Origin of the sequence: Methyloligella sp. GL2, from assembly GCF_013341275.1 — a bacterium.
Lineage (GTDB): Bacteria > Pseudomonadota > Alphaproteobacteria > Rhizobiales > Methyloligellaceae > Methyloligella.
Genome location: NZ_CP054476.1, coordinates 23,286 through 44,624, shown reverse-complemented (window position 1 = coordinate 44,624; position 21,339 = coordinate 23,286). Strand labels below are relative to the sequence as shown.

At 63.9% G+C, this 21,339-nt stretch carries 17 protein-coding genes; 13 read left to right on the top strand and 4 right to left on the bottom strand.

The features are described from left to right. Positions 1 to 24 precede the first annotated feature (24 nt). Both HT051_RS00180 and HT051_RS00175 read right to left on the bottom strand, forming a co-directional pair. The gene (locus HT051_RS00180; protein WP_246810118.1) at positions 25 to 1,389 is read right to left on the bottom strand and encodes a glutamine synthetase family protein; all 1,365 of its coding nucleotides are present in this window, start codon (positions 1,387 to 1,389) and stop codon (positions 25 to 27) included. Continuing rightward, entirely contained in the window at positions 1,386 to 2,120 is a 735-nt protein-coding gene (locus tag HT051_RS00175; RefSeq protein WP_174540161.1) for a gamma-glutamyl-gamma-aminobutyrate hydrolase family protein, read from the bottom strand. The genes HT051_RS00180 and HT051_RS00175 overlap by 4 nt, the downstream gene beginning before the upstream one ends. 725 nt (positions 2,121 to 2,845) lie before the next feature. Between HT051_RS00175 and HT051_RS00170 the strand changes: the two genes are divergently transcribed. From HT051_RS00170 to HT051_RS00155, 4 genes are read left to right on the top strand one after another with little or no spacing between them, the layout of a single operon-like run. Then, positions 2,846 to 3,949: a PotD/PotF family extracellular solute-binding protein gene (locus HT051_RS00170; RefSeq protein WP_174540160.1), complete on the top strand. Its 1,104-nt coding sequence runs from the start codon at positions 2,846 to 2,848 to the stop codon at positions 3,947 to 3,949. Positions 3,950 to 3,951: 2 nt separating this feature from the next. Next, positions 3,952 to 5,025, top strand: coding sequence for an ABC transporter ATP-binding protein (locus HT051_RS00165; protein WP_174540159.1), 1,074 nt, complete (start codon positions 3,952 to 3,954; stop codon positions 5,023 to 5,025). Position 5,026: 1 nt separating this feature from the next. Beyond that, a complete protein-coding gene (locus HT051_RS00160) occupies positions 5,027 to 5,866 on the top strand; it encodes an ABC transporter permease (protein WP_174540158.1) in 840 nt (279 codons plus the stop codon). Beyond that, on the top strand, positions 5,863 to 6,639 hold the full coding sequence (locus tag HT051_RS00155) for an ABC transporter permease (RefSeq protein ID WP_174540157.1): 777 nt from the start codon (positions 5,863 to 5,865) through the stop codon (positions 6,637 to 6,639). The genes HT051_RS00160 and HT051_RS00155 overlap by 4 nt, the downstream gene beginning before the upstream one ends. A gap of 22 nt (positions 6,640 to 6,661) precedes the next feature. On the opposite strand, the gene HT051_RS00150 is transcribed toward HT051_RS00155, so the two are convergent. Beyond that, the gene (locus tag HT051_RS00150; protein WP_174540156.1) at positions 6,662 to 8,008 is read right to left on the bottom strand and encodes an FAD-binding oxidoreductase; all 1,347 of its coding nucleotides are present in this window, start codon (positions 8,006 to 8,008) and stop codon (positions 6,662 to 6,664) included. 131 nt (positions 8,009 to 8,139) lie between these two features. On the opposite strand from HT051_RS00150, the gene HT051_RS00145 reads away from it, so the two are divergent. From HT051_RS00145 to HT051_RS00130, 4 genes are all read left to right on the top strand, one after another. Continuing rightward, entirely contained in the window at positions 8,140 to 8,673 is a 534-nt protein-coding gene (locus HT051_RS00145; protein ID WP_174540155.1) for an Lrp/AsnC family transcriptional regulator, read from the top strand. A gap of 46 nt (positions 8,674 to 8,719) precedes the next feature. Then, positions 8,720 to 9,934, top strand: a complete 1,215-nt coding sequence (locus tag HT051_RS00140; RefSeq protein WP_174540154.1) for a Xaa-Pro peptidase family protein — start codon at positions 8,720 to 8,722, stop codon at positions 9,932 to 9,934. A gap of 83 nt (positions 9,935 to 10,017) precedes the next feature. After that, complete coding sequence (locus tag HT051_RS00135) at positions 10,018 to 12,060, top strand: hydantoinase/oxoprolinase family protein (protein WP_174540153.1); 2,043 nt, start codon at positions 10,018 to 10,020, stop codon at positions 12,058 to 12,060. Next, positions 12,057 to 13,739: a hydantoinase B/oxoprolinase family protein gene (locus HT051_RS00130; RefSeq protein WP_174540152.1), complete on the top strand. Its 1,683-nt coding sequence runs from the start codon at positions 12,057 to 12,059 to the stop codon at positions 13,737 to 13,739. The genes HT051_RS00135 and HT051_RS00130 overlap by 4 nt, the downstream gene beginning before the upstream one ends. 58 nt (positions 13,740 to 13,797) lie before the next feature. Here the strand turns inward: HT051_RS00130 and HT051_RS00125 are convergent, their stop codons facing one another. After that, positions 13,798 to 14,784: a GlxA family transcriptional regulator gene (locus tag HT051_RS00125; RefSeq protein ID WP_174540151.1), complete on the bottom strand. Its 987-nt coding sequence runs from the start codon at positions 14,782 to 14,784 to the stop codon at positions 13,798 to 13,800. 374 nt (positions 14,785 to 15,158) lie between these two features. On the opposite strand from HT051_RS00125, the gene HT051_RS00120 reads away from it, so the two are divergent. The 5 genes from HT051_RS00120 (at position 15,159) to HT051_RS00100 (ending at position 21,269) form a co-directional block, all read left to right on the top strand. Further along, positions 15,159 to 17,540 carry an FAD-dependent oxidoreductase gene (locus tag HT051_RS00120; RefSeq protein WP_174540150.1) on the top strand — a complete coding sequence of 794 codons (2,382 nt, stop codon included), beginning with the start codon at positions 15,159 to 15,161 and terminating at the stop codon, positions 17,538 to 17,540. A 24-nt stretch (positions 17,541 to 17,564) separates the two neighbouring features. Continuing rightward, entirely contained in the window at positions 17,565 to 18,497 is a 933-nt protein-coding gene (locus HT051_RS00115; protein ID WP_174540149.1) for a carbohydrate ABC transporter permease, read from the top strand. Next, the gene (locus tag HT051_RS00110) at positions 18,494 to 19,333 is read left to right on the top strand and encodes a carbohydrate ABC transporter permease (RefSeq protein WP_174540148.1); all 840 of its coding nucleotides are present in this window, start codon (positions 18,494 to 18,496) and stop codon (positions 19,331 to 19,333) included. The genes HT051_RS00115 and HT051_RS00110 overlap by 4 nt, the downstream gene beginning before the upstream one ends. Continuing rightward, positions 19,330 to 20,154, top strand: a complete 825-nt coding sequence (locus HT051_RS00105) for a DeoR/GlpR family DNA-binding transcription regulator (RefSeq protein WP_174540147.1) — start codon at positions 19,330 to 19,332, stop codon at positions 20,152 to 20,154. The genes HT051_RS00110 and HT051_RS00105 overlap by 4 nt, the downstream gene beginning before the upstream one ends. 143 nt (positions 20,155 to 20,297) lie before the next feature. Next, the gene (locus HT051_RS00100) at positions 20,298 to 21,269 is read left to right on the top strand and encodes a phosphotransferase (protein WP_174540146.1); all 972 of its coding nucleotides are present in this window, start codon (positions 20,298 to 20,300) and stop codon (positions 21,267 to 21,269) included. Positions 21,270 to 21,339 lie beyond the last annotated feature (70 nt).

Below are 21,339 nucleotides of genomic sequence, written 5' to 3'. Positions count from 1 at the left end.
TTGACGTGCCGAGACGGCGTGGCTCTAGACTGCATGGGCGTACCATTGGTGATCGAGCGCGGTGACGATGCGGGCGAAATGATCCCGCTCGGCTTGCTTCAGTCGCGTGAACACGGTCTGGAACGGCTCGCCGAAAGCCTCGCGTACAATGGGCGACGCACCGAACCGGGCGATCGCGCTCTCCCAGGTCAGCGGCAGAGCAAGTGCCGGTCCGTTTTCGGCGCTGCCTTCGCAAGCCTCGCCCGGATCGACGTTTTCGGCGATGCCGTGGCGGATGCCGGCCAGCATGGCGGCTAGCACCAGATAGGGATTGGCGTCGGAGCCCGCAATGCGATGCTCGATCCGTGTTGCCGCGGCCGGCTCGGTCAGCACGCGCAGCGAGACATTGCGATTGTTGTAGGCCCAGTTGGCGGCAAGCGGCACATAGGCTTTCGGCTGGTAGCGCCGGTAGGCATTGGCCGACTGCGCCCAGAGCGCCATGAACTCGCCCATGGTTTCGCGCAATCCGCCGATGGCGTTGCGGCAAAGCGGCGAGACGGAATCGCCGGCGAACAGATTGTTTCCGGCCACATCGACCAGGCTCATATGCACATGCATGCCCGAGCTCGCCCAATCGTGATGCGGCTTCGGCATGAAGGTGACGTCCATGCCGTGGACCTTCGCCGCCGCCTTGATGGCGCGCTTCAGCAGCAGCCCTTCGAGCCCCGCCTGCACCACATCGCTGCGGTGCTGCAGATTGATCTCGAACTGCGCCGGGCCCGATTCCTGGATCATGGTATCGACCGGCAGGCCTTGGCCCTCGGCGATGCGGTAGACGTCGTCGATGAAGGCGGATGCCCAGTTCAGCTCGTCGAACTGATAGAGCTGCTCCCAATCGGGATCGGTGATCGCGCCTGCGGGCGTCTCCAGCTTGAAGTCGCCATCGGGGCAGGCCTTGATCAGATAGAATTCCAGCTCCACGGCGGCGACCGGAAAGCGATCCTCGGCGGCGAACGCTGTCGCCTGGCGCTGAAGCAGCCGGCGCGGATCCAGCCCGCCTTCATCCTCCACCGGCACCATCACCACCTGAGCATGGGTGACCTCGCCGGTATCGACCGGCGCCAGCGTGTCGGCCAGCAGGCGGAACTTCAGATCCGGATCGCCGGTCTCCCACAGCCGCCCGGTCTCCTCGCAGCACGTACCCCGCGTATCCATCAGATAGACCGTGGAGCAGAACATCACCGTCTTCTTGGCGAGCGCCGGCAGCTCGGCGGCGCGGATGCGCTTGCCCCGACCGATGCCGATCATGTCGAACAGCAGAATGTCGACCCATTGCAGCGTCGGGTGCCGGGCGAGGAAGTCTTCGGCTTCCTCCGCCGTCAGGTAGCGTTCGTCTGTCACGTCGGTCACTTGCGGCTCCGGGCGGCCGCACCGAAGCGCGTGAACAGCTCTTTCGAAGCGGGATTGGTGGTCGCGTCCCATTCCGGATGCCACTGCACCCCGACGCAAAACGCATCGTCGTTCGGTCCGCGCACCGCCTCGACCAGCCCGTCTTCGGCATAGGCCTCAGGCTGCAAGCCCTCGGCAAGCCGCGAGACGCCCTGGCCGTGCAGCGAGTTGACCATGATCTTGTCCTCGCCGATCCACTCTTTCAACTTGCCGGTCAGCTGCAGCGGATGTTTCGGACCCCAGCGCTCCTCGACATCGGGCGAGGGGCCTTCGCGGTGGTCCATATAGCCCTCTTGGCTATGGACCTCCTGGAACAGGCTGCCGCCGAGCGCGACGTTGAGCTCCTGAAAACCCCGGCAGATGGCGAGCATCGGCACGCCCCGCTCGATGGCGGTGCGGACCAGCGGCAGCGTCACCGCATCGCGCTCAAGGTCCAGCGCCTCGGGGTTGGCCGGCGTCTCGTCGCCGTAATGGCTGGGATGGACGTTGGACGGGCTTCCGGTGAACAGCAGCCCGTCGGCAATGGCGAGCGCCGCCTCGACATCGATCAGCGCCGCGCCGATCGGCATCAGCAGCGGCTGGCAATCGGCAGCCTGCGCGACCGCGGCGGAATACTCCCGCTTCACCGCATCGAATGTGTAGTCGTTGATGCGCTTGGCGCAGCACGGGATGACGACAATGGGACGGCTCATGGCAAATGTCTCGCACGAAGGCAGTGGCAGTCGGGACGGCGTGAGGAAGGCGGCACGGATAGAAGCCTTGCAGTCATCGCGTTGTAGCGGCGTCGGGCAGGGCTTGCCACGTCTGGGGGCGCGTGGCGGCGTCGCAGCCCAATAGCTCGACGGCACTCCGTGCGGCGCCCGTTTCGGACAGCGGAGTCTTGTCCGAGCGCCGGCCAGGCTACGAGTGACCTACCGGCGGTCGAAATACAAGCCGCCGGACCACTACACAAACCGGAATGGATTAAAGACAGCCGGGGATCGTCCCCAGACTGTACCGACGGAATCGGCGATACAATCAAAGCCACTTTCCCCCTATTTCGCCCTTCTTGATATCCATAGGGGCGATTAGTTGCTGGCTGACCCGTAGAGGTCCTCTGATCAAACGGAACAGGAGTGCCAGCTGTACTGGTCATTTCGTCAATGATCGAGTGCGCCATTGATCTTTTGAGCGGAAAACCCTGTACTTTTCGACGTGATAAGTTAGCATCGTGAATATCATTGATCAGATGATCAAAAAAACATCATTTTGATGTCTATTTGAGCAGAAACAGCTGATCGTGACTGGGACGATGTGAGCAGGGGTGTGCCGTTGCTGCGGATGTTCGGCCGCAGCGGTCGCCGAAGTAACAGGGAGTTACGCAATGACCACCAAAGACTTGGCGCCGGTATGCCGGAGCCGCCGAGAGAATGGCCATTTGAAAGCGCCGGTAACGCGTCGGATCGTGCTTGGATATATGGGCGCAGCGGCAGGTGCCGCAGCAATCGGCAGTGGCTTCTCGCGGCGGGCTTCGGCCGCCAGTAACGTGACCTTCCTCGGCTGGCAGGGCTATGAGGACGTCTACCGCATCGGCGATTTCCTCAAAGACAACGACGCCACTCTCGACGCCACCTACATCAACACCACTGAGGACATCATCACCAAGCTGCGCGCCGGCGGTGTCGGCTCTATCGACCTGGCCACCCTCAATCAGATGTATGTCGCCATCGGCCAGGCCGCCGGCCTGCTCGAGCCGATCGATCTCGCCAAGGTTCCGAATTCGAAAGACCTGCTGCCGAACTTTCAGAACGACGACTTCGTCATCGACGGCAAGACCTATGCGTTGCCCTTCACCTTCTCGTCCTGCGCGCTGCTTTATAATCCGGAGATGGTCTCCTCGGCGCCGACCAGCTGGGAAGACTTCTTGAAGCCCGAATACAAGGGCAAGGTCGCGCTGTTCAGCGATGCCATGACCAACGTCCTGGTCTGGGCCCGCGTCGCCACCGGCACCGACACGCCGACCCGGATGACCAAGAAGCAGCTCGACGAGACCATCGCGCTGCTGATCAAGATCAAGAAGGACCATGCCCGCGCCATGCCGGCCAGTTTGGGTGATGGTTCCGACATGCTGGCACGCGGCGAGGTCGCCATGATCATGGGCTGGGAGCCGATGGTCGTCTGGTGCGCCGAGAAGGGCACCAAGGTGGAGATCGCCAAGCCGAAGGAAGGCACCTGGGGCTTCCTGGACACGATCAATATCGCCAAGGATGCGCCGAACTACGATCTCGATCTTGCCTTCGTGAACCAGTGCGTCAGCGCGGAGGCTCAGGCCAAATTCGGCAATGACAATCTGCTGGGTGTCGTCAATAAGGACGCGGTTCCGCAGTTGAAGAAAGAGGTCCAGGCTTTGTACGACTTCAGCGATCTCGACGCGTACTTCGCCAATGCGCATCTCTATCCGATGTTCCCGCTCGAGAGCGATGGCAAATACGTCACCTATGACGAGATGCTGGAAGGCTACGAGCGGTTCCTGAAGGCGTGACCTTGTCAGGACCGACATCGTCCGGTCAGGCGCGGAAGCCCATTCTGCGCCTGACCGGCGTTACGAAGAAATACGGCCGCAAGATCGCGGTCAAGCCGACCGACCTGACCATCCAGCGGGGCGAGTTCTTCGCCATCCTGGGGCCCTCGGGCTGCGGCAAGTCCACTCTGCTGCGCATGATCGGCGGCTTCGTGAAGCCTTCCGGCGGCACCATCGAGATCGACGGCGCCGACGTGACCGCCCTGTCGCCGGAGCGCCGGCCCAGCAACATGGTGTTTCAGAGCTATGGGCTTTTCGTCCATATGACGGTGCGCCAGAACGTGGCTTACGGCCTGCGTATCGCCAAAGTCGCCAAGTCGGAGATCGACGACCGCGTCGCCGAGGTGTTGAAGCTCGTGCATCTGCACGATTTCGCCGATCGCGACGTGACGCGGCTTTCCGGCGGCGAGCGCCAGCGCGTCGCGTTGGCCCGCGCGCTTGTCATGCGGCCCAAGGTGCTGCTGCTCGACGAGCCGCTTGCCGCGCTCGACCTGAAGCTGCGCAAGGCCATGCATGCGGAGCTGCGCGATATTCATCACGCCATCGGCGGCACCTTCGTGCTGGTCTCCCACGACCAGGGCGAGGTGATGTCTCTGGCCGACCGGGTGGCAGTGATGGAGTCCGGCTCCATCGTGCAGGAAGGCAGCCCGCGGCAGATCTACCGCGAGCCGGCGACCCGCTTCATCTCCACCTTCATCGGCGATGCCAACGTGCTTTCCGCCGAGCGCAAGGGCGGCGTGGTCAAGCTCGAAGCCGGGATCGAATTTCCCGACGAGGGCCCCGATACCCACGTCAATGTCATCGTCCGCCCCGAGAACATCCTGATCGACGGCGATGCGCCCATGGATGTCTCCATCGAGGGCGAGCTCGTCGACGTCATCTTCTTCGGCTCCTACGTCCAGCTTCGTTTCCATCTCGACGACGGCACCGATCTGATCGCCCATACCACCGACGAGACGGCGGTCTGCAATATCGAGGTCGGCCATCGCGTGAAGCTCGGCTGGAACTACGATCAACAGCGGACGCTCGATACCTAAGATGCTGAAGCAACGACAAGGTTGGCTCTCGGCGGCACCCGCAATCATCGTCTTCGCGGTGCTCTTCGTAGCTCCGCTGTCGATGTTCTTCGTCGTCAGCTTCTGGCAGGTGAAGCTGTTCGCGCTGGTGCCGACCTTCACCTTCGCCAACTATGCGAAGACCTTTCAGGAGTATTCCGGCTCGCTGCTGTTCACGCTGGTCATCGGGCTCACGGTCGGGTTCGTCACCACGGCGCTGGCGTTCGGCTTCGCCTATGTGATCCGCTTCCGCGCCGGCAAGCTCGGTCCGCTGCTGCTGTTCATGGCGCTGTTCACCCTGTTCGGCGGCTATCTGGTCAAGATCTATGCCTGGAAGACCATCCTCGGCCGCGAGGGCATTCTCAACACTGCGCTGATGTGGGTCGGCGTCATCGACGAGCCGCTGACCATGCTGCTCTACAGCCCGTTCGCGGTGATCATCACCCTGGTGCATTACCTGCTGCCGCTGGCCATTCTGCCGATCTACGGCTCGCTCATCGATGTCGACGATCATGCGCTCGAGGCGGCCCGCGATCTCGGCGCCAAGCGCGGCCGGGTCATGCTCGGCATCGTGCTGCCTCAGGCCCGCTTCGGCGTTATCGCCGCCTTCGCCATGAGCTTCCTGGTCTCGGCCGGCGATTACGTGACGCCGCGTCTGGTCGGCGGCACCCAGACCTCGATGCTCGGCAATTTCATCGAAGGCCAGTTCGGTCTCCGCATGAACGCGCCGCTCGGCTCGGCGATGTCCTTCACCATGCTGGTGGTCTGCCTGGCGATCATCATCGGCCTCTGGTTCCTCTCACGACTGACGAGCCCGCGATGATCGACCGTTTGCTCAGACCCTCCACCTGGTTCGCGGTTCTGGTCGCGATCTTTCTGCTCACGCCGATCCTGCTGGTGGTGCTGTTCTCCTTCGGCAAGAACCAGCTCACCACCTTTCCCATGGGTGGTGTGACGCTGGACTGGTACCGCGAGGTTTTCGACTGGCCGCAATTCTGGAGCGCGCTGAAGACCACCGTCGCGGTCTCCGGCACGGTCGGTCTCGCCTCCGCGATCACCGGTACGCTCGCGGCCCTCGGCCTGATCAAGTTGAAGGAGAAGACCGCCGGCGTCGCGATCAGCACCCTCGGCCTGCCGCTGATGCTGCCGCCGCTGGTGATCGGCCTGGCGCTGCTTACTTGCTATTCGCTGATCGGCATGCCGCTCGGACGCATCTCGGTGATCCTCGCCCATCTCGTCTACACCCAGCCCTTCGTCATCGCCGTGGTGCATGCCAGGCTCCGGCAGATGGATTATGCGGCAGTCGAGGCAGCGCGCGATTGCGGCGCCACCCCGCTGCAGGCCTTCATGACGGTGACCTTGCCCGTGGCCCGTGCCTCGATCATCGGCGGTGCGCTCATCGCCATGGCGCTGTCGCTGGACGATTTCGTCATCACCTTCTTCACCCTTGGCGGCGGTAACACCTTGTCGACCCTGATCTGGGGCATGCTGCGCACCACCATCGATCCGACCATCAATGCGGTGGGCACGGTGATCATCTGCCTGACCATCGGGATGACGGCAATCGCACTGTGGGTGACGCGCTACCGCGGTTGAGGCAGCGCGTCACCGAACGCCATCAGGACAGCGCATCGCGGAGGCCGTAATAGCCATAGGCCGCACGCAGATACAGAAGACGCAAGGCCGGGAACGGAAAGCGCGGCAGCGGCTTGCGCATGATCGCTGGAATGCCGGCGGCCTTCTCGCCCTCGGTCATCAGCCGCGCCATCGCCCGGCCCGACCAGCTTGCCATGGCAACGCCGTTGCCGTGATAGGCGAGGGAGTAGAACACCCCGCTTCCCGGATCGAACGCGCCGAGATGCGGCGCCCGGTCGAAGGCAAGGCAGACCAGCCCCGACCAGAAGAACGGGATATCGATATCTTTCCAGGCCGGGAAGATGGCGTGGAAATCGGCGACCAGATCGGCCTTCCGCGCCGCTTCGCCCGCGCGGTCGGCATTGAAGTCGCCGCGTGCGCCGAACACCATGCGCTTGTCCGGCAACAGCCGGAACCAATGCAGCAGCGTGCGCGTGTCGAACACCATCTCGGTGGTGGTCCAGCCTTGCGCGGCAAGCTCCGCATCGCTCATCGGACGTGTCGCGATCGCCTTGGAGAAGGCCGGCAAGGTGCGGCCCGAAACCGCCTTGGTCAGCGAGTCGCTGGTATAGCCGTTGGTGGCGATCAGCACTTTCTTGGCGCGCACCCGTCCGCCTGGCGTGGTCAGCACATGGCGGCCGCCCTCCTTGCTCCAGCCGGTCACTTCGCTGCGCGTCGCCACCCGCGCGCCGGCCTTGATCGCCGCCCGCGCCAGCCCGCGCACATATTTGCCCGGATGCAGTCCGAAGCCGACCGGCACGTGAAGTCCGCCATGGACCGCCGGGCTGCTCATGCCGCTCTCGGCGAGAGCATTCTTCGTGTGCAGCGTCGATTCCACGCCGAAGGTCTCGAACAGAAACTCCTGCTCCTCCCGCAGCTCCGCGAGGCGCGAAGGATGATGGGCGAGCACGGTTTCGCCGGAGCCCGTGGCGTCGAAATCGATCGCCTCCCGCCGGCCGAGATCGCGGACCAGGTCGATGGCCTCGACCTGCGCGTTGAAATAGGCGCGCGTCGCCTCCAGGCCGAAACGCTTGATCTGCTCTTCATTGCCGAGCTTGTGCGAGCCGAGACAGCAGAACCCGCCATTGCGCCCCGAGGCGCCCCAGCCGATCTCGCCGGCCTCCAGCACAACGGCTTCGACGCCCGAGTCCTGCGCCAGATGCAGCGCCGCCGAAAGTCCGGTGTAGCCGCCGCCGATGATGGCGATCTCGCAATCCACATCGCCATCGATGGGACGGCAGCCGTCCGGCGCCGGCCCGGCGCTGTGTTCCCAAAAGCTCGGCACTTTGCGGCCGAGATCATACGCATCGCGATGATAGAGCCCTCGCATGCGACTACCTCCTAAACAGCGGTGAATACATTGATCATTATGACGAAAAATCTTGATTTTGTGAATGTGATGATCTACTTTTTTCGATAGTAGCGTTCATATGAACAACAAATAGCAGGATTGCTTATCAAATGAGCAAAACTGATGAATTTGAGCTCGATCAGCTCAGCCGCCGGCTCATTGCGGAGCTCCAAAAAGACGGGCGTGCCTCGTTCCGAGAGATCGGCAAGCGTCTCGGCGTTTCGCCGGCGACCGCGCGCAGCCGCTACAACGAATTGCACGAGGCCGGCGTCGTCGAAGTGATCGCCGTCCCCAATCCCTGGCGCATGGGTCTGCATTTCCACGCCACCGTCGGGCTCAAATTGAAGCCCGGCTGCATGGAAGAGGCGGTGGAGCTGCTGTCGCAGCAACGGCAGGTCGGCTGGATCGGCCTCCTGATCAACGACTACGACGTCATGTTCGAGGTCGCGATGGAGGACGACCGCGCCTTCGGCGCCTATCGCGAAGAATTGTGGAGCCGCATCCCCGGCTTCATCGAAGCCGACGTCTACAAGATGTGGGACGTCCGCAAGTTCCGATACGACTTCAGCCTCGCCGTGGACGATCAGGCGGCGGCGCCCAAGCCCCGAAGGGCGCGCAGTTCGTCGTCTGGCGGCACGAAGTAACCCTCCGAAAAATCACCACTCACAGCATGGAGAGAAGGACGAAGTAATGGATCTCGTAAGCGTACTCCAAGAGTCGCCGCTTCCCAGGGAGCTCCCGTTCACCGAGGCCGAGTACGCCGAGCGTGTACAGAAGGTGCAGAAGAAGATGGTCGAGCAGGGCGTCGACTTTCTGCTGATCAGCAACACCCCGAACCTCTGCTATCTCACCGGCTACGACACCTGCATGTCGCCCGGCTACACCATCGGCATTCTGGGCACCACGGGCGATGTCATCCTGCACGCCTCTGAGCTCGAAGCGACCTGCGCCATGCTGATGAGCAACATCAAGGACATCCGGGTGTTCTATTGGTACGAGGCCCAGGACACCGCCACTCAGCTCGCCGAGATCCTGAAAGGGCTCGGTGCCGAGGGTAAGACCATCGGTCTTGAGATGGGCTATGCGGAGACCTTCGCCAGCGGTGCCTTCGACACCAAGAGCTATCTGAAGCTCGCCAGCCTGCTGCCGACCGCCAAGTTCTACGACGCGACCCGCCTGGTGCTCGACGTCCGGCTGATCAAGACGGCCAAGGAGCTCGACTATATGCGCAAGGCCGGCGAGTACACCGCCATCGGCCTTGAGGCCTCCATCGCCGCGGTCACCGAAGGTGCCACCGACACCCAGATCGCCGGCGCCGGCTACGGTGCCATGGTTTCGGCCGGCTCGGAGCTGATGTCCATCGATCCGATGATCGCCACCGGCAAGCGCGCGGCCTATATGCCGCACGCTCCGTATAAGCGCATTCCGGTGGCCAAGGGCGAGGCGGTCTATCTGGAATATTCCGGCTGCTATCACCGCTACAACGCGCCCTCCATGCGCAGTGCCGTGGTCGGCACCCCGCCCGATGGCACCAAGCGCCTGGCCGATGCCAGCATCAAGGTGGTCGAGCTGCTTCTGGAGAACATCAAGCCGGGCCGCACCGGTGACGATGTCGCCAAGGACGCCCAGCGCGGCCTCGACGATGCTCCGGAAGGCACCTACTTCCACGGCGGCTTCGGCTACTCCATCGGCATGGGCTTCCAGCCGACCTGGACCGAGAACCCGGTCTACATCTCGCCTGGTTCCGAAGACGTGCTGCAGCCCGGCATGACCTTCCATCTGCCGATCTGCGTCTGGGTCCCGTCCGACAAATATGGCCTCGGCTTCAGCGAGAGCGTGGCGGTCACCGAGACCGGCTGCGAGGTGCTGACGCCTGGCAAGGACCGGGTGCTGGCAGTCCGCTAAGCCACGATCCGAAACCACGAAAACGTGCGGCTGGTCGGTTCCCCGGCCGGCCGCGCGCCATCACCAGCTTGTAGGGGAGTAGCATGCGACGGATTGGCGTCGACACTGGGGGCACGTTCACGGATTGCGTGCTCATCGATGATGAAGCGCGCACCATGGCGGTCGCCAAGGTGCCCTCTCAGCCGAAACATCCGGACCGGGCGGTTCTGAACGGAATTCTGAAGCTTCTGGACGAGACCGGGCTTCCCGCCAGCGATATCGACGCCGTCTATCACGGCACCACCATCGCCACCAACGCGGTGATCATGGACCGTTATGTGCGCGGCGGTTTCATCGGCACCCGCGGCTGCCGCGACGTGCTGGAGATCGGCACCCAGATGCGGCCCGATCTGTACGATCTGCAGCAGCGCGAGAAATCGGCCATCATCGAGCGCGACCGCCGGGTGGAAGTCCCCGGCCGCATCGCTGCCGACGGCACCGAGATCGAGGCGCTCGATCTGGATGCCGCGAAGGAAGCCGCCAAGCGGCTGGTCGATGACGGCGTGCAGGCTTTCGCCGTCGGCGGGCTGTTCTCCTTCGTCAACAACGCTCATGAGAGCGCCATCGCCGCCATGCTGCGCGAGGAATTTCCGGACATCTACGTCGCCCATTCGGCGCAGATCTCGCCGGAGCCGCGCGAATATCCCCGTTTCGCCACCACCGCGATCAACGCCACCCTGGCGCCGCTGCTGGATCCCTACATCTCCAATCTGGAGAACAGCCTGCGCGATGAGGGGCTGAGCTGCCCGCTCTACATCATGCAGAGCAATGGCGGCACCGGCACCGCCGCCCGCTCCGTCGGCGAGCAGGCGCATCAGCTGGTGCTCTCAGGCCCGGCGGCCGGCGTCATCGGCGCCATCTTCGCCGCCGAGCCCATGGGGATGAAGAATCTCGTCACCTTGGATGTCGGCGGCACCAGCGCCGATATCGGCATCGTCGTCGATAGCCGTCCGCGCGTGCGCCACGACATGCCGTTGCCCAACGGCATTCCGCTCACCCTGCTCAATCTTGAGATCGAGACCATCGGTGCGGGCGGCGGCAGCATCGCCTGGGTCGACGCCGGTGGCGCGCTGCGGGTCGGCCCGATCAGCGCCGGTGCCGATCCGGGACCGGTCTGCTTCGGCAAGGGCGGCACCGAGCCGACCGTGACCGACGCGCAAGTTCTGCTCGGCCGTCTTAACCCGCAAGGCCTGCTCGGCGGCGATCTCAGTGTCGACCGCGGTGCCGCTGGCGAGGCGTTCTCGAATATTGCCGAGACTCTCGACCTCTCGGTGGAGAAGGCGGCGCTCGGCGTCGTCGCCGTCATGGAGGCCGATATGGCCGGCGCCATCCGCCAATGCGCGGCGCGCCATGGCGACGACCTTCGCGACTTCACCCTGGTGGCCGCCGGCGGTGCCGGCGCGCTGAACGCCGTGGCGCTCGCCAAGACCCTCGGCATTCCGCGCGTGCTGGTGCCGAAGCGTCCGGGGCTCCTCAGCGCCACCGGGCTTCTGGCCGCCAAGCTCCGCCACGATCTGTCCCTGCCGCTCATCATGTTTGCCGACGAGCCCGATCTCGCCGCCATCGAAGCGGCCCAGGACGATCTGGAGAAGCGGACGCTGGAGGTGCTGGAGACCGACGGTATCCCGGCCGAACGCCGCCGCGTCGAGTTCGCCCTCGACCTGCGCTATCTCGGCCAGGAATTTGCGGTCACCGTGCCCTGCGAGAAGGGCGAAGCCATCGAGAAGGTTCTGGAGCGGTTCCACGAGACCCATGAGCGGGTCTACGGCCACTCCTCCGTCGACGACCGCGCCGAGATCGTTGCCGCCCGGATCATCGGCTGGGGTCTGTTCGACGCCCCGCGCGTCGAGACGCAAGAAGGCGATGAGGTCACCGCCGAGCCGGAGACCCGCGAGGTCTGGTTCGACGAGGCGGGCGGCTATGTCGCCACCCCGATCTACAAGCGCCACGCCCTCAAGCCGGGCACGACGATTTCCGGCCCCGCCATCGTCGAGCAGCTCGACACCACCACCGTCCTGCTGCCGGGCTACGGCGCCAAAATCGACGCTAGCGAGAACATGGTCATCAGTGAGGAGAGTGCAGCGTGATCGATCAAGTGACCGTTGCCGTTATCGGCAGCGCATTCAGAGCCACCGTTGGCGAGATGGGCGAAGCGCTCCGCCGCTCCTCCCATTCGCCGATCATCCGCGAGATGTTCGACTATTCCTGCGCCATCTTCACCGCCGAAGGCGATACCGTGGCCCAGGACGATGTGATCCCGGCCTTGCTCAATTCCATGGTGATGGCGCTGCCGGAGCTGCTGAAGGAGAACCCGCTTCCGACCATCAAGCCGGGCGACATCTTCATCGGCAACGACCCCTATCGGGGCTGCACCCATACGCCGGACATCCACCTCTTCGCGCCGGTCTTCGCCGACGGCAAGCTGGTCGCCTGGGTCGGCAATTTGGCCCACCACGCCGATATCGGCGGCACCAATCCGGGAACCGAAGGCTTCGCCAACCGCTCGGTGTTCGAGGAGGGCCTGCGCTTCCCGTATGTGAAGCTGTTCGAGGAGGGCAAGGCCTGCGAGCCGCTGTTCCGCTATATCGAGAACAATGTGCGCGACCCGCGTTCCAGCCTCGGCGATCTGCGGGCGCAGGTTGCTGCCGCCAAGCTGGGCGTCCGCCGCATGGATGCACTGATCGAGAAATACGGCGCCTCCGTTATCGGCAGCGCCATGACCGAGCGCATCGACCAGTCCGAGCGCCGGGTGCGCGCCGCCATCGCGGCCTGCCCGGACGGCAAGTCCAACGCCGTCGGCTATCTCGACGATGACGGCTGCGGCGGTGAGCCGGTCCGCATCGAGATCAGCGTGGAGATCAAGGGCGACGAGATCGTCGTCGACTTCACCGGCACCGGCCCGCAGATGGAAGGCGGCATGAACGCCTCCAGCACCGCGGCCATGGCGGCGGTGATGTTCGCGGTCAAGGCCGGCTTCGATGCCGATGGCGAGCAGACCGCCGGCAGCCTGCGGCCGATCACGATGATCCTGCCGGAAGGCTCGGCGGTGAATCCGCGCTTTCCCGCCGCGGTCAGCCTGCGCCACCTGGCGGCGCAGCGGGTCTGCGATACGCTGATCCGGGCGCTCGCCGAGATCAATCCGAAGCTCGAGAGCGCCGGCGCCTTTGTCGGCTTCTCCAGCATGGCGGCGGAATGCCGGCATCCGCGCTCCAACCTGCCGGTCGTCATGTCCGACGATCTCGGCGGCGGGCTCGGCGGCCATACCGGCGGCGATGGTTTGAGCGCGGTGGATACCTATCTCGGCAATGTCGGCATCCTGCCGATGGAGATTTGCGAGCTGCAATATCCCATCCGCATCGGCACCACCGAGCTGGCCGTCGATTCCGCTGGCGTCGGCGAATATCGCGGCGGCCTCGGCATCCGGCGGGTCTATGAGTTCCTGGATACCTGCGACGTGGTTTTCTACACCGAGCAGACCAACCCGGAATTTGCCCCTTGGGGCAAGGCCGGAGGTCGGCCGGGCCGGCCGGCGAAGCTGATCCTGGAGCGTGCCGACGGCAGCACCATGGATATCCATAAGAACCGCGTTCTGGTCCAGGCCGGCGACAAGCTGATCGCCGTCACCGGCGGCGGCGGCGGATATGGCGATCCGAAAGCCCGCGACAAGGCCGCCATCGCCCGCGATCTTCGCGAAGGCAAGATCACCGCCGAAGCGGTGAAGGAGACCTACGGCATCGAGCCGGCAGAGCTCCCGCAGGCCGGCTAAACCCGCAGCTTAGCATCACGACCTGTAAGAGGGCCCGCCGGCATCCGCCGGCGGGTTTTCATTTTGGTGGACGCTCTGCGCTCGGCGCCTTGCCGTATTGCGCCTTATAGGTGCGGCTGAAATGAGCAGGCGAGGCGAAGCCGCACGCCACCGCGATCTCGGTCAGCGACAGGCTCGAATTCGTCACCATCTCCCGCGCACGCCTCAGCCGCAGGCTCAGATAATAGTGCGAAAGCGTAGTGCCGTAGGTCAGCTGGAACATCCGTTGCACGTGACGCAGCGAGATCCCTGCATGGCTCGCAAGCTCCTGCGCCGACAGAGGCTCCTCCAGATTGGTCTGCATCAGCGCGATAATGGTCGCCAATGTCTGGTGCTCGACCTCGACGCAAGCATGCTCGCCATCGGCGCGGTGCGGCAGGCCGACATGCTTGGAGACCGTGTTCGCCAGCTCCCGTCCGAGCCGCCGCGCCACCAGGCTCAGCATCATGTCGACCGTGGCGATACCGCCGCCGCAGGTCATGCGGTCGCGATCGATCACCGCAAGCCGCTCCAGGAACACCACATCGGGATGCTCCCGCCGCAGACGGGGCAAATCGGGCCTTTGCAGCGCGCAGCGATACCCGTCGAGAAGCCCGGCCTTTGCCAGCGCATAGGCACCGTTGCACACCCCGCCGAGAGCGGCGCCGTCGCCCGCGATGCGGTGCAGTAAGCCAATCAGAGCATCGTCGACCGGCGCTTCGATCTCGGTGCCGCCGCAGACCAGCACCAGATCGAGAGGCGCGGCCTCGTCATAGCCGATGGCTGCGATCTCAGCCGTGCCGTCAACGGAGCGCACTGCGCCACGCCGGAGCGCGAGTACGCTCCAGGCATAGTCGGCCGTCTCGCTATGGCGATTGGCGGTGCGCAGAACCTCGATGGCGCAGGACAGCGCCACCATCGAGAAATTGTCGAGAACCAGAAGGCCGATCTGCCGGATCGACGAAGCGCGGTCTGGAGTCCAGGCCGGCGTTTGCTGCGGACGGATGGTCGGAAGCACGGAGGTCACGGCGAATACGTCCTCCCGGAGCAAGTGCCAAGCCGCGCGGCACGGAAGCCGCACGGTCCCGGAGACGTGATTCGGCCCCCAAATTGGAGGGTTCCACACAAAGCCCAAGCCTCAATGAGGGCACCGTCCATCGCGCTCAGCCTTTCGATCGCAATCCTCGATCCAGTCCGACCCGTTTCCATTTGCACAAAAAAACCGTGCAAAATCAGTTAGTTAGCGGCCGTTAGGCGGTGCGCCGACAAAAACACAGACACCCATCGCCCCTGACCGAAGGAAACTCTAAACCATCAGGTAGTGGAAAATCCACACTTTACGTTTGGAAAATCCATAGGTACCGTGAGGCCTTCGACTGACCGGCGGCAGGAGACCTTCACTTGTCTAGAATTCCCACACAGGCCCGTATCGTTATTATCGGAGGAGGCATCGCTGGTTGCTCCACCGCGTATCACTTGGCGGCGCAGGGCTGTTCGGATGTGGTTCTTCTCGAAAAGGCGCAGCTCACCTCCGGCACCACCTGGCATGCCGCCGGAGCCGTCGGTCAGCTGAGGAGCAGCGCCAGCATCACCCGCTTGATTCAGGATTCGACGGCGCTCTACAGCCGCCTCGAGGCGGAGACCGAGCAGGCGACGGGCTGGGTGCAGACCGGTTCATTGCGGCTCGCCTGCACGCCGGAGCGGCGCACTCAGATCGAAGCCTCGGTCTCCATGGCGCGCACCTTCGGCCTCGATGCGCAGATGATCTCTGCGGCCGAAGCGCAATCGCTGTTCCCGGTCATGCAGGTGGATGACGTGCTCTGTGCCGCCTGGATGCCGAGCGACGGCAAGATCAGCCCCAGCGATGTCACCGTGTCGCTTGCCAAAGGCGCGCGGATGCGCGGGGTGAAGATCTTCGAGAACACCGCTGTCACCGGGCTGGAGGTTAAGGACCGCCAGATCACCGCCGTTCTGGTGGGCGAGCACCGCATCGAATGCGAGGCCGTGGTGCTGTGTGCCGGGCTCTGGACCCGCCAGCTGGCCGCCACCATCGGCGTTAACGTGCCCCTGCAGCCGACCCTCGACCAATACGCCATCACCGAGCCGATCGAGGGCCTGCCTCTGCATGCCCCGTCGATCCGCGACCCCGACCATCTCATCTTCGTCAAGGAAGAGGTGGGCGGCATCATGCTCGGCGGCTACGAGCTCAACCCGGTCGCCTATACCGATCCGAAGCTGCCGCAAGAGCCCTATTATCTGTTCCAGGAGGATTTGGAGCAGTTCGAATCCTTCATGACCGGTGGGCTGCACCGTATTCCCGCCCTGGCCGAGACCGGTATCCGCAGCTGGGTGCACGGCCTCGATTCCTTCACCGAGGACGGCATGTTCATTCTCGGCGAAGCGCCGGAAGTGCGCGGTGTCTTCGTCGGCGCCGGCTTTAACGGCTTCGGCATCGCTGCCGGCGGCGGCGCGGGCAAGGCGCTTGCGAGCTGGGTGCTGGAAGGCGAGGCGCCCTACGATCTCTGGCCCGTCGATATCTGCCGCTTCACTCGCCACCACCGCTCGGACGAACATGTCCGGCTCCATGCGTATGAAGGTTTCGCCAATCACTACGGCATGGGCGATCCGGCCTTGCTGGAGAAGCTGGGCCGGCCGCTGCGCCGCACGCCGTTCTACGATCGGCTGAAGCATGCCGGCGCGGTGTTCGAGCCCATCGCCGGCTGGGAATGCCCCGCCTGGTTCGAGACGGACGGTGACGGAAGCTCCGATACTTCTTCTGCTGCCGCCTGTAAGGCCGCCGAGGAGACTGCGATTCTGAGCGACCTCAGCCCGGCGGCGAAATTCGCCGTGCTTGGTTCGGGTGCGGCGACTGTGCTGAAGCGGGTTTTTGCGACGCCGCTTGGCGCGGAGCCCGGCAGCATTTCCCGTGCGCTGATGCTCACCCCCTCGGGGCGCATCCGCGCCGAGGCTGATGTGCTGTGCAAGTCGGCCGAGGAATATCTGGTGATCGGCGATACGGCGCGGGCGACGCTTCTTTTCGAGCAGCTCCGCCGCGCCGTGGAGACCCGCGAAGATGCTTTCCTCGTCGATGAGACCTCCGGCTGGGCCATTATCGGTCTTGCCGGCCCCAACGCGCCGGCAATTCTGCAAGCCGTGGTGGAGCCGCGCAAATGGCGCGCCGGACTGGCGCCGGGCACCGGCTTCGAGACGACCGCCGCGCTGTCGCCGGTCTGGCTGTTGCATCAGCCGGAACGCGATGTGATCGGCTGGACCCTCCACGTTCCGACCGAATATGCGCTCGCCGTCTGGGACGCGATCGTTGAGGCCGGTGCCGAGCAGGGCATGGTCCTCGCCAGCCGCCGGTCTCTCTCCTGGCTCTCGCAAATGGCGGGCAAGCCGGTTTGGGGTATCGATTTCAGCGTCGAGGACTCGCCGGCCGAAGCCGGGCTCGAAGGCGAGATCGATAGCGCAAACGGCCAGGAGTTCATCGGCGCCGAAGCTTTTGCAGGGCGAAAGGGTGCGGCGCCGGAGCGGCGTCTTGCCAAGGTGATCTGCGCCGACCCAAATGCCAGCCTCTCAGGCAAGCAAGCCATCTATCTCGGCGATGAGAAGATCGGCTGGACCACCAGTGGCGGGGCCCGCCAAGGCGGCAACTCCATCGCGCTGGGCTATATCCGGACCGACGGCAAACCGCCGCAAGGCTGCACCGTCGAGGTCAGGACGGAACGGGTGCCGGTGGAGATCCTGCCTCTGGCGCCCGCCGCACCGGAGCAGGCCACGTAAGGGGCGAAGAGGGGAGCAGAAGAGATGCAGAAAATCGGACATCCCTCATGGCGCTCCACCGCCGCGGATTTCCTCACGCAGCGGAATTTCATTCTCTTCTGCATCATCCCGCTTCTTCTGTTCCTGATCCTGACCTCGGTCATCCCCGGCATCCTTGCGCTGGCCGACAGCATGACCGCCTGGAACCTCACCGCCTTCGGCAGCCAGAACCGCTTCGTCGGGCTGGACAATTACCGCAAGCTGCTCGGCGATGATCCGCAATTTTGGGGCTCGCTCGGACGCACCGCGCTGTTCGTGCTCGTGGTGGTGCCGATCGAATTCGCCCTCGGCCTTCTGATCGCGCTCTATTTGCTCGATCCGTTTCCCGGCCGGCGTCTGGTGCTCACCTTGGTGATGATCCCCACCATGATCGCGCCTGTGGTGGTCGCCATGACCTGGCGCTTTCTGATGATGCCGACCTTCGGTCTGTTCACCTATTACCTGCGCCAGCTCGGATTTCTCTCCGAGGGCTCGGTGTTCTCCGGCGAGATATCCGCCATGGCCACGCTGATGGTGATCGACATCTGGGAATGGACCCCCTTCATGATGCTGATCCTGCTATCGGGTCTCAGCGCCATGCCCAAGGAGCCCATCGAGGCCGCCCAGATGGACGGCGCCTCGCCGCTGCAGATCCTGTTCCATATTCAGATCCCGCTGCTTCGCCCGCTGATTATCGTCGCGGTGCTGTTCCGCAGCATCGACGCCTCCAAGATCTTCGACACCATCTACGTGCTGACCGGCGGCGGGCCCGGCGCCGATGCCACCGAGTCGATCACCCTGTTCGCCCATAAGACGACATTCGTCACCTGGCAGCTCGGTTACGGCGCCGCGGTCTGTCAGGTCCTGGTGCTGTTCGCGGTCATCGCCGCGGCGCTGTTCTATACCGCCGTGGCGCGCAACCAGAGGAGCGCATCGTGAGACGCCATAGCCCCGCAGGCCGCGCGGCCGAAGCCATTACCTGGGCGGTTCCCCTGGCGCTTTTGCTGCTTGTTGCGCTGGTGCCCTATATCTGGATGCTGCTGGCGAGCCTCAAGCCGCGCGCTGCGATCTTCGCCAACCCGCCGAGCTTCACCTTCTCCCCGACCTGGGAGAATTATCAGACCATCCTCGAAGACAAGGGCTTCGGCGGATATCTGATGAACTCCATCTATGTCGGCGCTTTCAGCACCATCCTTGCCGTCACCATCGGCACGCTGACCGCTTACGCGTTTGCCCGCTTCCGCATGCCGGCGAAGCATCATCTGTTCTTCTGGATCTTGTCCACGCGTCTCGGCTCGCCCGTCGCCTATGCCTTGCCGATGTACTTGATCTTCTACCGGATGGGCCTGTTGAACAGCATGGCGGCGATCGTCATTGCCCATGCCAGCTTCAATCTGGTGCTGGTGGTTTGGATGATGCGCTCCTTCTTCGAGGACGTGCCTCGCGAGGTGGAGGAGGCGGCCGAACTCGACGGCTGCACCCCGTTCGGCGTGTTCTTCCGGATCAGCCTGCCCATGGCCTGGCCGGGCCTTGCCACGGTGATGATCTTCGTCCTGCTGTTCTCCTGGAACGAGCTTCTCTTCGCCCTTATCCTCACCTCAGGCGAGCACCGCACCATCACGGTGATGATCCCGACCCTGGTGTCTCAGACCAGCACCTTGTGGGGACAGGTCGCGGCCGCCTCGGTCCTTCAGTCGATTCCGGTTATCGTGTTCACCTTCTTCGTGCAGAAGCACCTGGTTCAGGGCCTCACATTCGGAGCCGTTAAAGGATGAGCGATTTTTTATCCGGCGAACCCGCACCCGACCGCAAGCTGAGCCGCGCCGAAAGGCTGCGCCGCATCCTGGCGATCCTGCGGGTGAATTCCTCCATCCGCCTCAGCGCGCTTGCCGAGCAGTTCGGGGTCAGCGGCGAGACCATCCGCCGGGATCTGGAAAAACTGCGGCGCCAAGGATTGATCAACCGCACCTATGGCGGTGCCGCCCTGGTGCCGCTCGGCGTCGATCCGAGCTTGAACCAGCGCCTGCAGCACAACGCGCCGGCCCGCGATGCCATGGCCGAGCGCGCCGTCACCCTGGTGAAGCCGGGAGAGGTGCTGTTCATCTCCTCGGGCGTCTCCACCCTGCAATTCGCTCAGCACCTGGCCCAGTCCGCCTCGAACCTCACCGTGCTGACCACCAGCCTCAACGCGGCCACCGCACTCGGCGCCAATAGCTCCATCCGGGTGATCCTCACCCCCGGCGATCTGGAGCCCAACGAGGCTGCGGTGGCGGGTCCCGAGACCAGTGTATTTATCGAAAAATTCCGCGCCAATACCGTGTTTATCGGCGCCAGCGGTCTCACAGTGGACGGGCCTTATGAATCCTTGTCGAGCATCACGTGGAACGTCCGCACGATGATCGAGCGATCGCAAAAGGCCGTCCTGCTCGCCGATCACAGCAAGTTCGGCAATGTGCGGCTCGAGCTGATCTGCGATCTGATGGATCTCGACGTTCTGATCACCGATCAGGCGCCCGAAGGCGAGCTTGCCGAGGCGATCGATGCCGCCGCGATCGAGGTGATGGTCGCCACCCCACAATATGCAGCCCTGATTTAGCCGGTGCCGCCATGACGCGAGCGGTGAGGAAGTTCACGCGCAATGAGACTTGGATTTGACAACATAAATGTTGGCATTCACACTCAAAAGTGTGGAAGGTTCCAAATTGGTTCTACCAACGATAAGGAAGTCGGCTGGCCTGCATGATCGAACCCGGTTGGACCATAGACGCGATCAAGGCCTATATCGGGCGCCTTCCCCTTTGGAGCGGCGAACCGGCGATCAGCCCGATGGCCGGCGGGCTCACCAATCTGGTTTTCCTGGTTGAAGACGGCGACACCAACTATGTCGCCCGGGTCGGCTTCGATCTTCCCGATCACGACATGTATGACGTCTTCATTCAGACGGCGATGCGAGCGGCGGCCGAGATCGGCGTTGCGCCGGCGATCCGCTATATCGAGCCGCGTCTGGCGGTGATGGATTTCGTTCCCGGCGGCACACTGCGGCCCGAGACGGCCTCAGAGCCGAAGAACATGGAACGGGCGATCGGCTTGCTGCGCCGCCTGCACCAAGGCACCGGCGCGGTCCGCGGGCCAATCCGTTACGTCTGCTACTTCCAGCACACCCGCGGCTATGTCGCGCTGCTTCGCCGCCTGGAAAGCCGGGTGATCGACGAGTTGCCCCGCTACGACGCGCTGCTCGACACGCTGGAAAAGGAGATCAGCCCGTTCACCCCGGTGCTGACCCAGAACGATCCGCTGCCGCAGAATTTTCTCGGCGGCCCGGAGGACGAGCTAAAGCTGGTCGATTGGGACCATGGCGGCATCGGCCACCCCTTCAACGACCTCTCCAGCTTTCTCAACAATGCCGACGTGCCGCTGGAGCAGTGGGATCGCGCCATCGAGATTTGCTGCGGCGAGGTCGACGACCGGTTGCGCTACGAGCTCTCGGTCTTCGCCGTGGTCGCCGCGCTCCGTGAATATATCTGGGCGCCAGTGCAGGAGCTGGTCTCCCACGTGCCCGAGGAGGTCGTTGCGGCCTCGATGCAAGAACTCCATCCCGACCTGCCCGCCGGCTACGAGGGCTACGGGATCATCAATTACGAGCGATTCGAAAAAATCCTGTCCGATCACGAACAAAAATACGGGAAAGTGGGAGGAGCGCGGCAAATATAGCCGCGCCAAACAATCAAGGATGGTTTTTCGGATGTAACGAGTGCGTGGGGGCGTCAGTAACCGCGCAAAG

Bases quoted from the DNA above. Each gene is read 5' to 3' on its own strand.
- HT051_RS00175 (WP_174540161.1), bottom strand. From the start codon at position 2,120: ATGAGCCGTCCCATTGTCGTCATCCCGTGCTGCGCCAAGCGCATCAAC.
- HT051_RS00160 (WP_174540158.1), top strand. From the start codon at position 5,027: ATGCTGAAGCAACGACAAGGTTGGCTCTCGGCGGCACCCGCAATCATC.
- HT051_RS00155 (WP_174540157.1), top strand. From the start codon at position 5,863: ATGATCGACCGTTTGCTCAGACCCTCCACCTGGTTCGCGGTTCTGGTC.
- HT051_RS00150 (WP_174540156.1), bottom strand. From the start codon at position 8,008: ATGCGAGGGCTCTATCATCGCGATGCGTATGATCTCGGCCGCAAAGTG.
- HT051_RS00145 (WP_174540155.1), top strand. From the start codon at position 8,140: ATGAGCAAAACTGATGAATTTGAGCTCGATCAGCTCAGCCGCCGGCTC.
- HT051_RS00140 (WP_174540154.1), top strand. From the start codon at position 8,720: ATGGATCTCGTAAGCGTACTCCAAGAGTCGCCGCTTCCCAGGGAGCTC.
- HT051_RS00135 (WP_174540153.1), top strand. From the start codon at position 10,018: ATGCGACGGATTGGCGTCGACACTGGGGGCACGTTCACGGATTGCGTG.
- HT051_RS00115 (WP_174540149.1), top strand. From the start codon at position 17,565: ATGCAGAAAATCGGACATCCCTCATGGCGCTCCACCGCCGCGGATTTC.
- HT051_RS00105 (WP_174540147.1), top strand. From the start codon at position 19,330: ATGAGCGATTTTTTATCCGGCGAACCCGCACCCGACCGCAAGCTGAGC.
- HT051_RS00100 (WP_174540146.1), top strand. From the start codon at position 20,298: ATGATCGAACCCGGTTGGACCATAGACGCGATCAAGGCCTATATCGGG.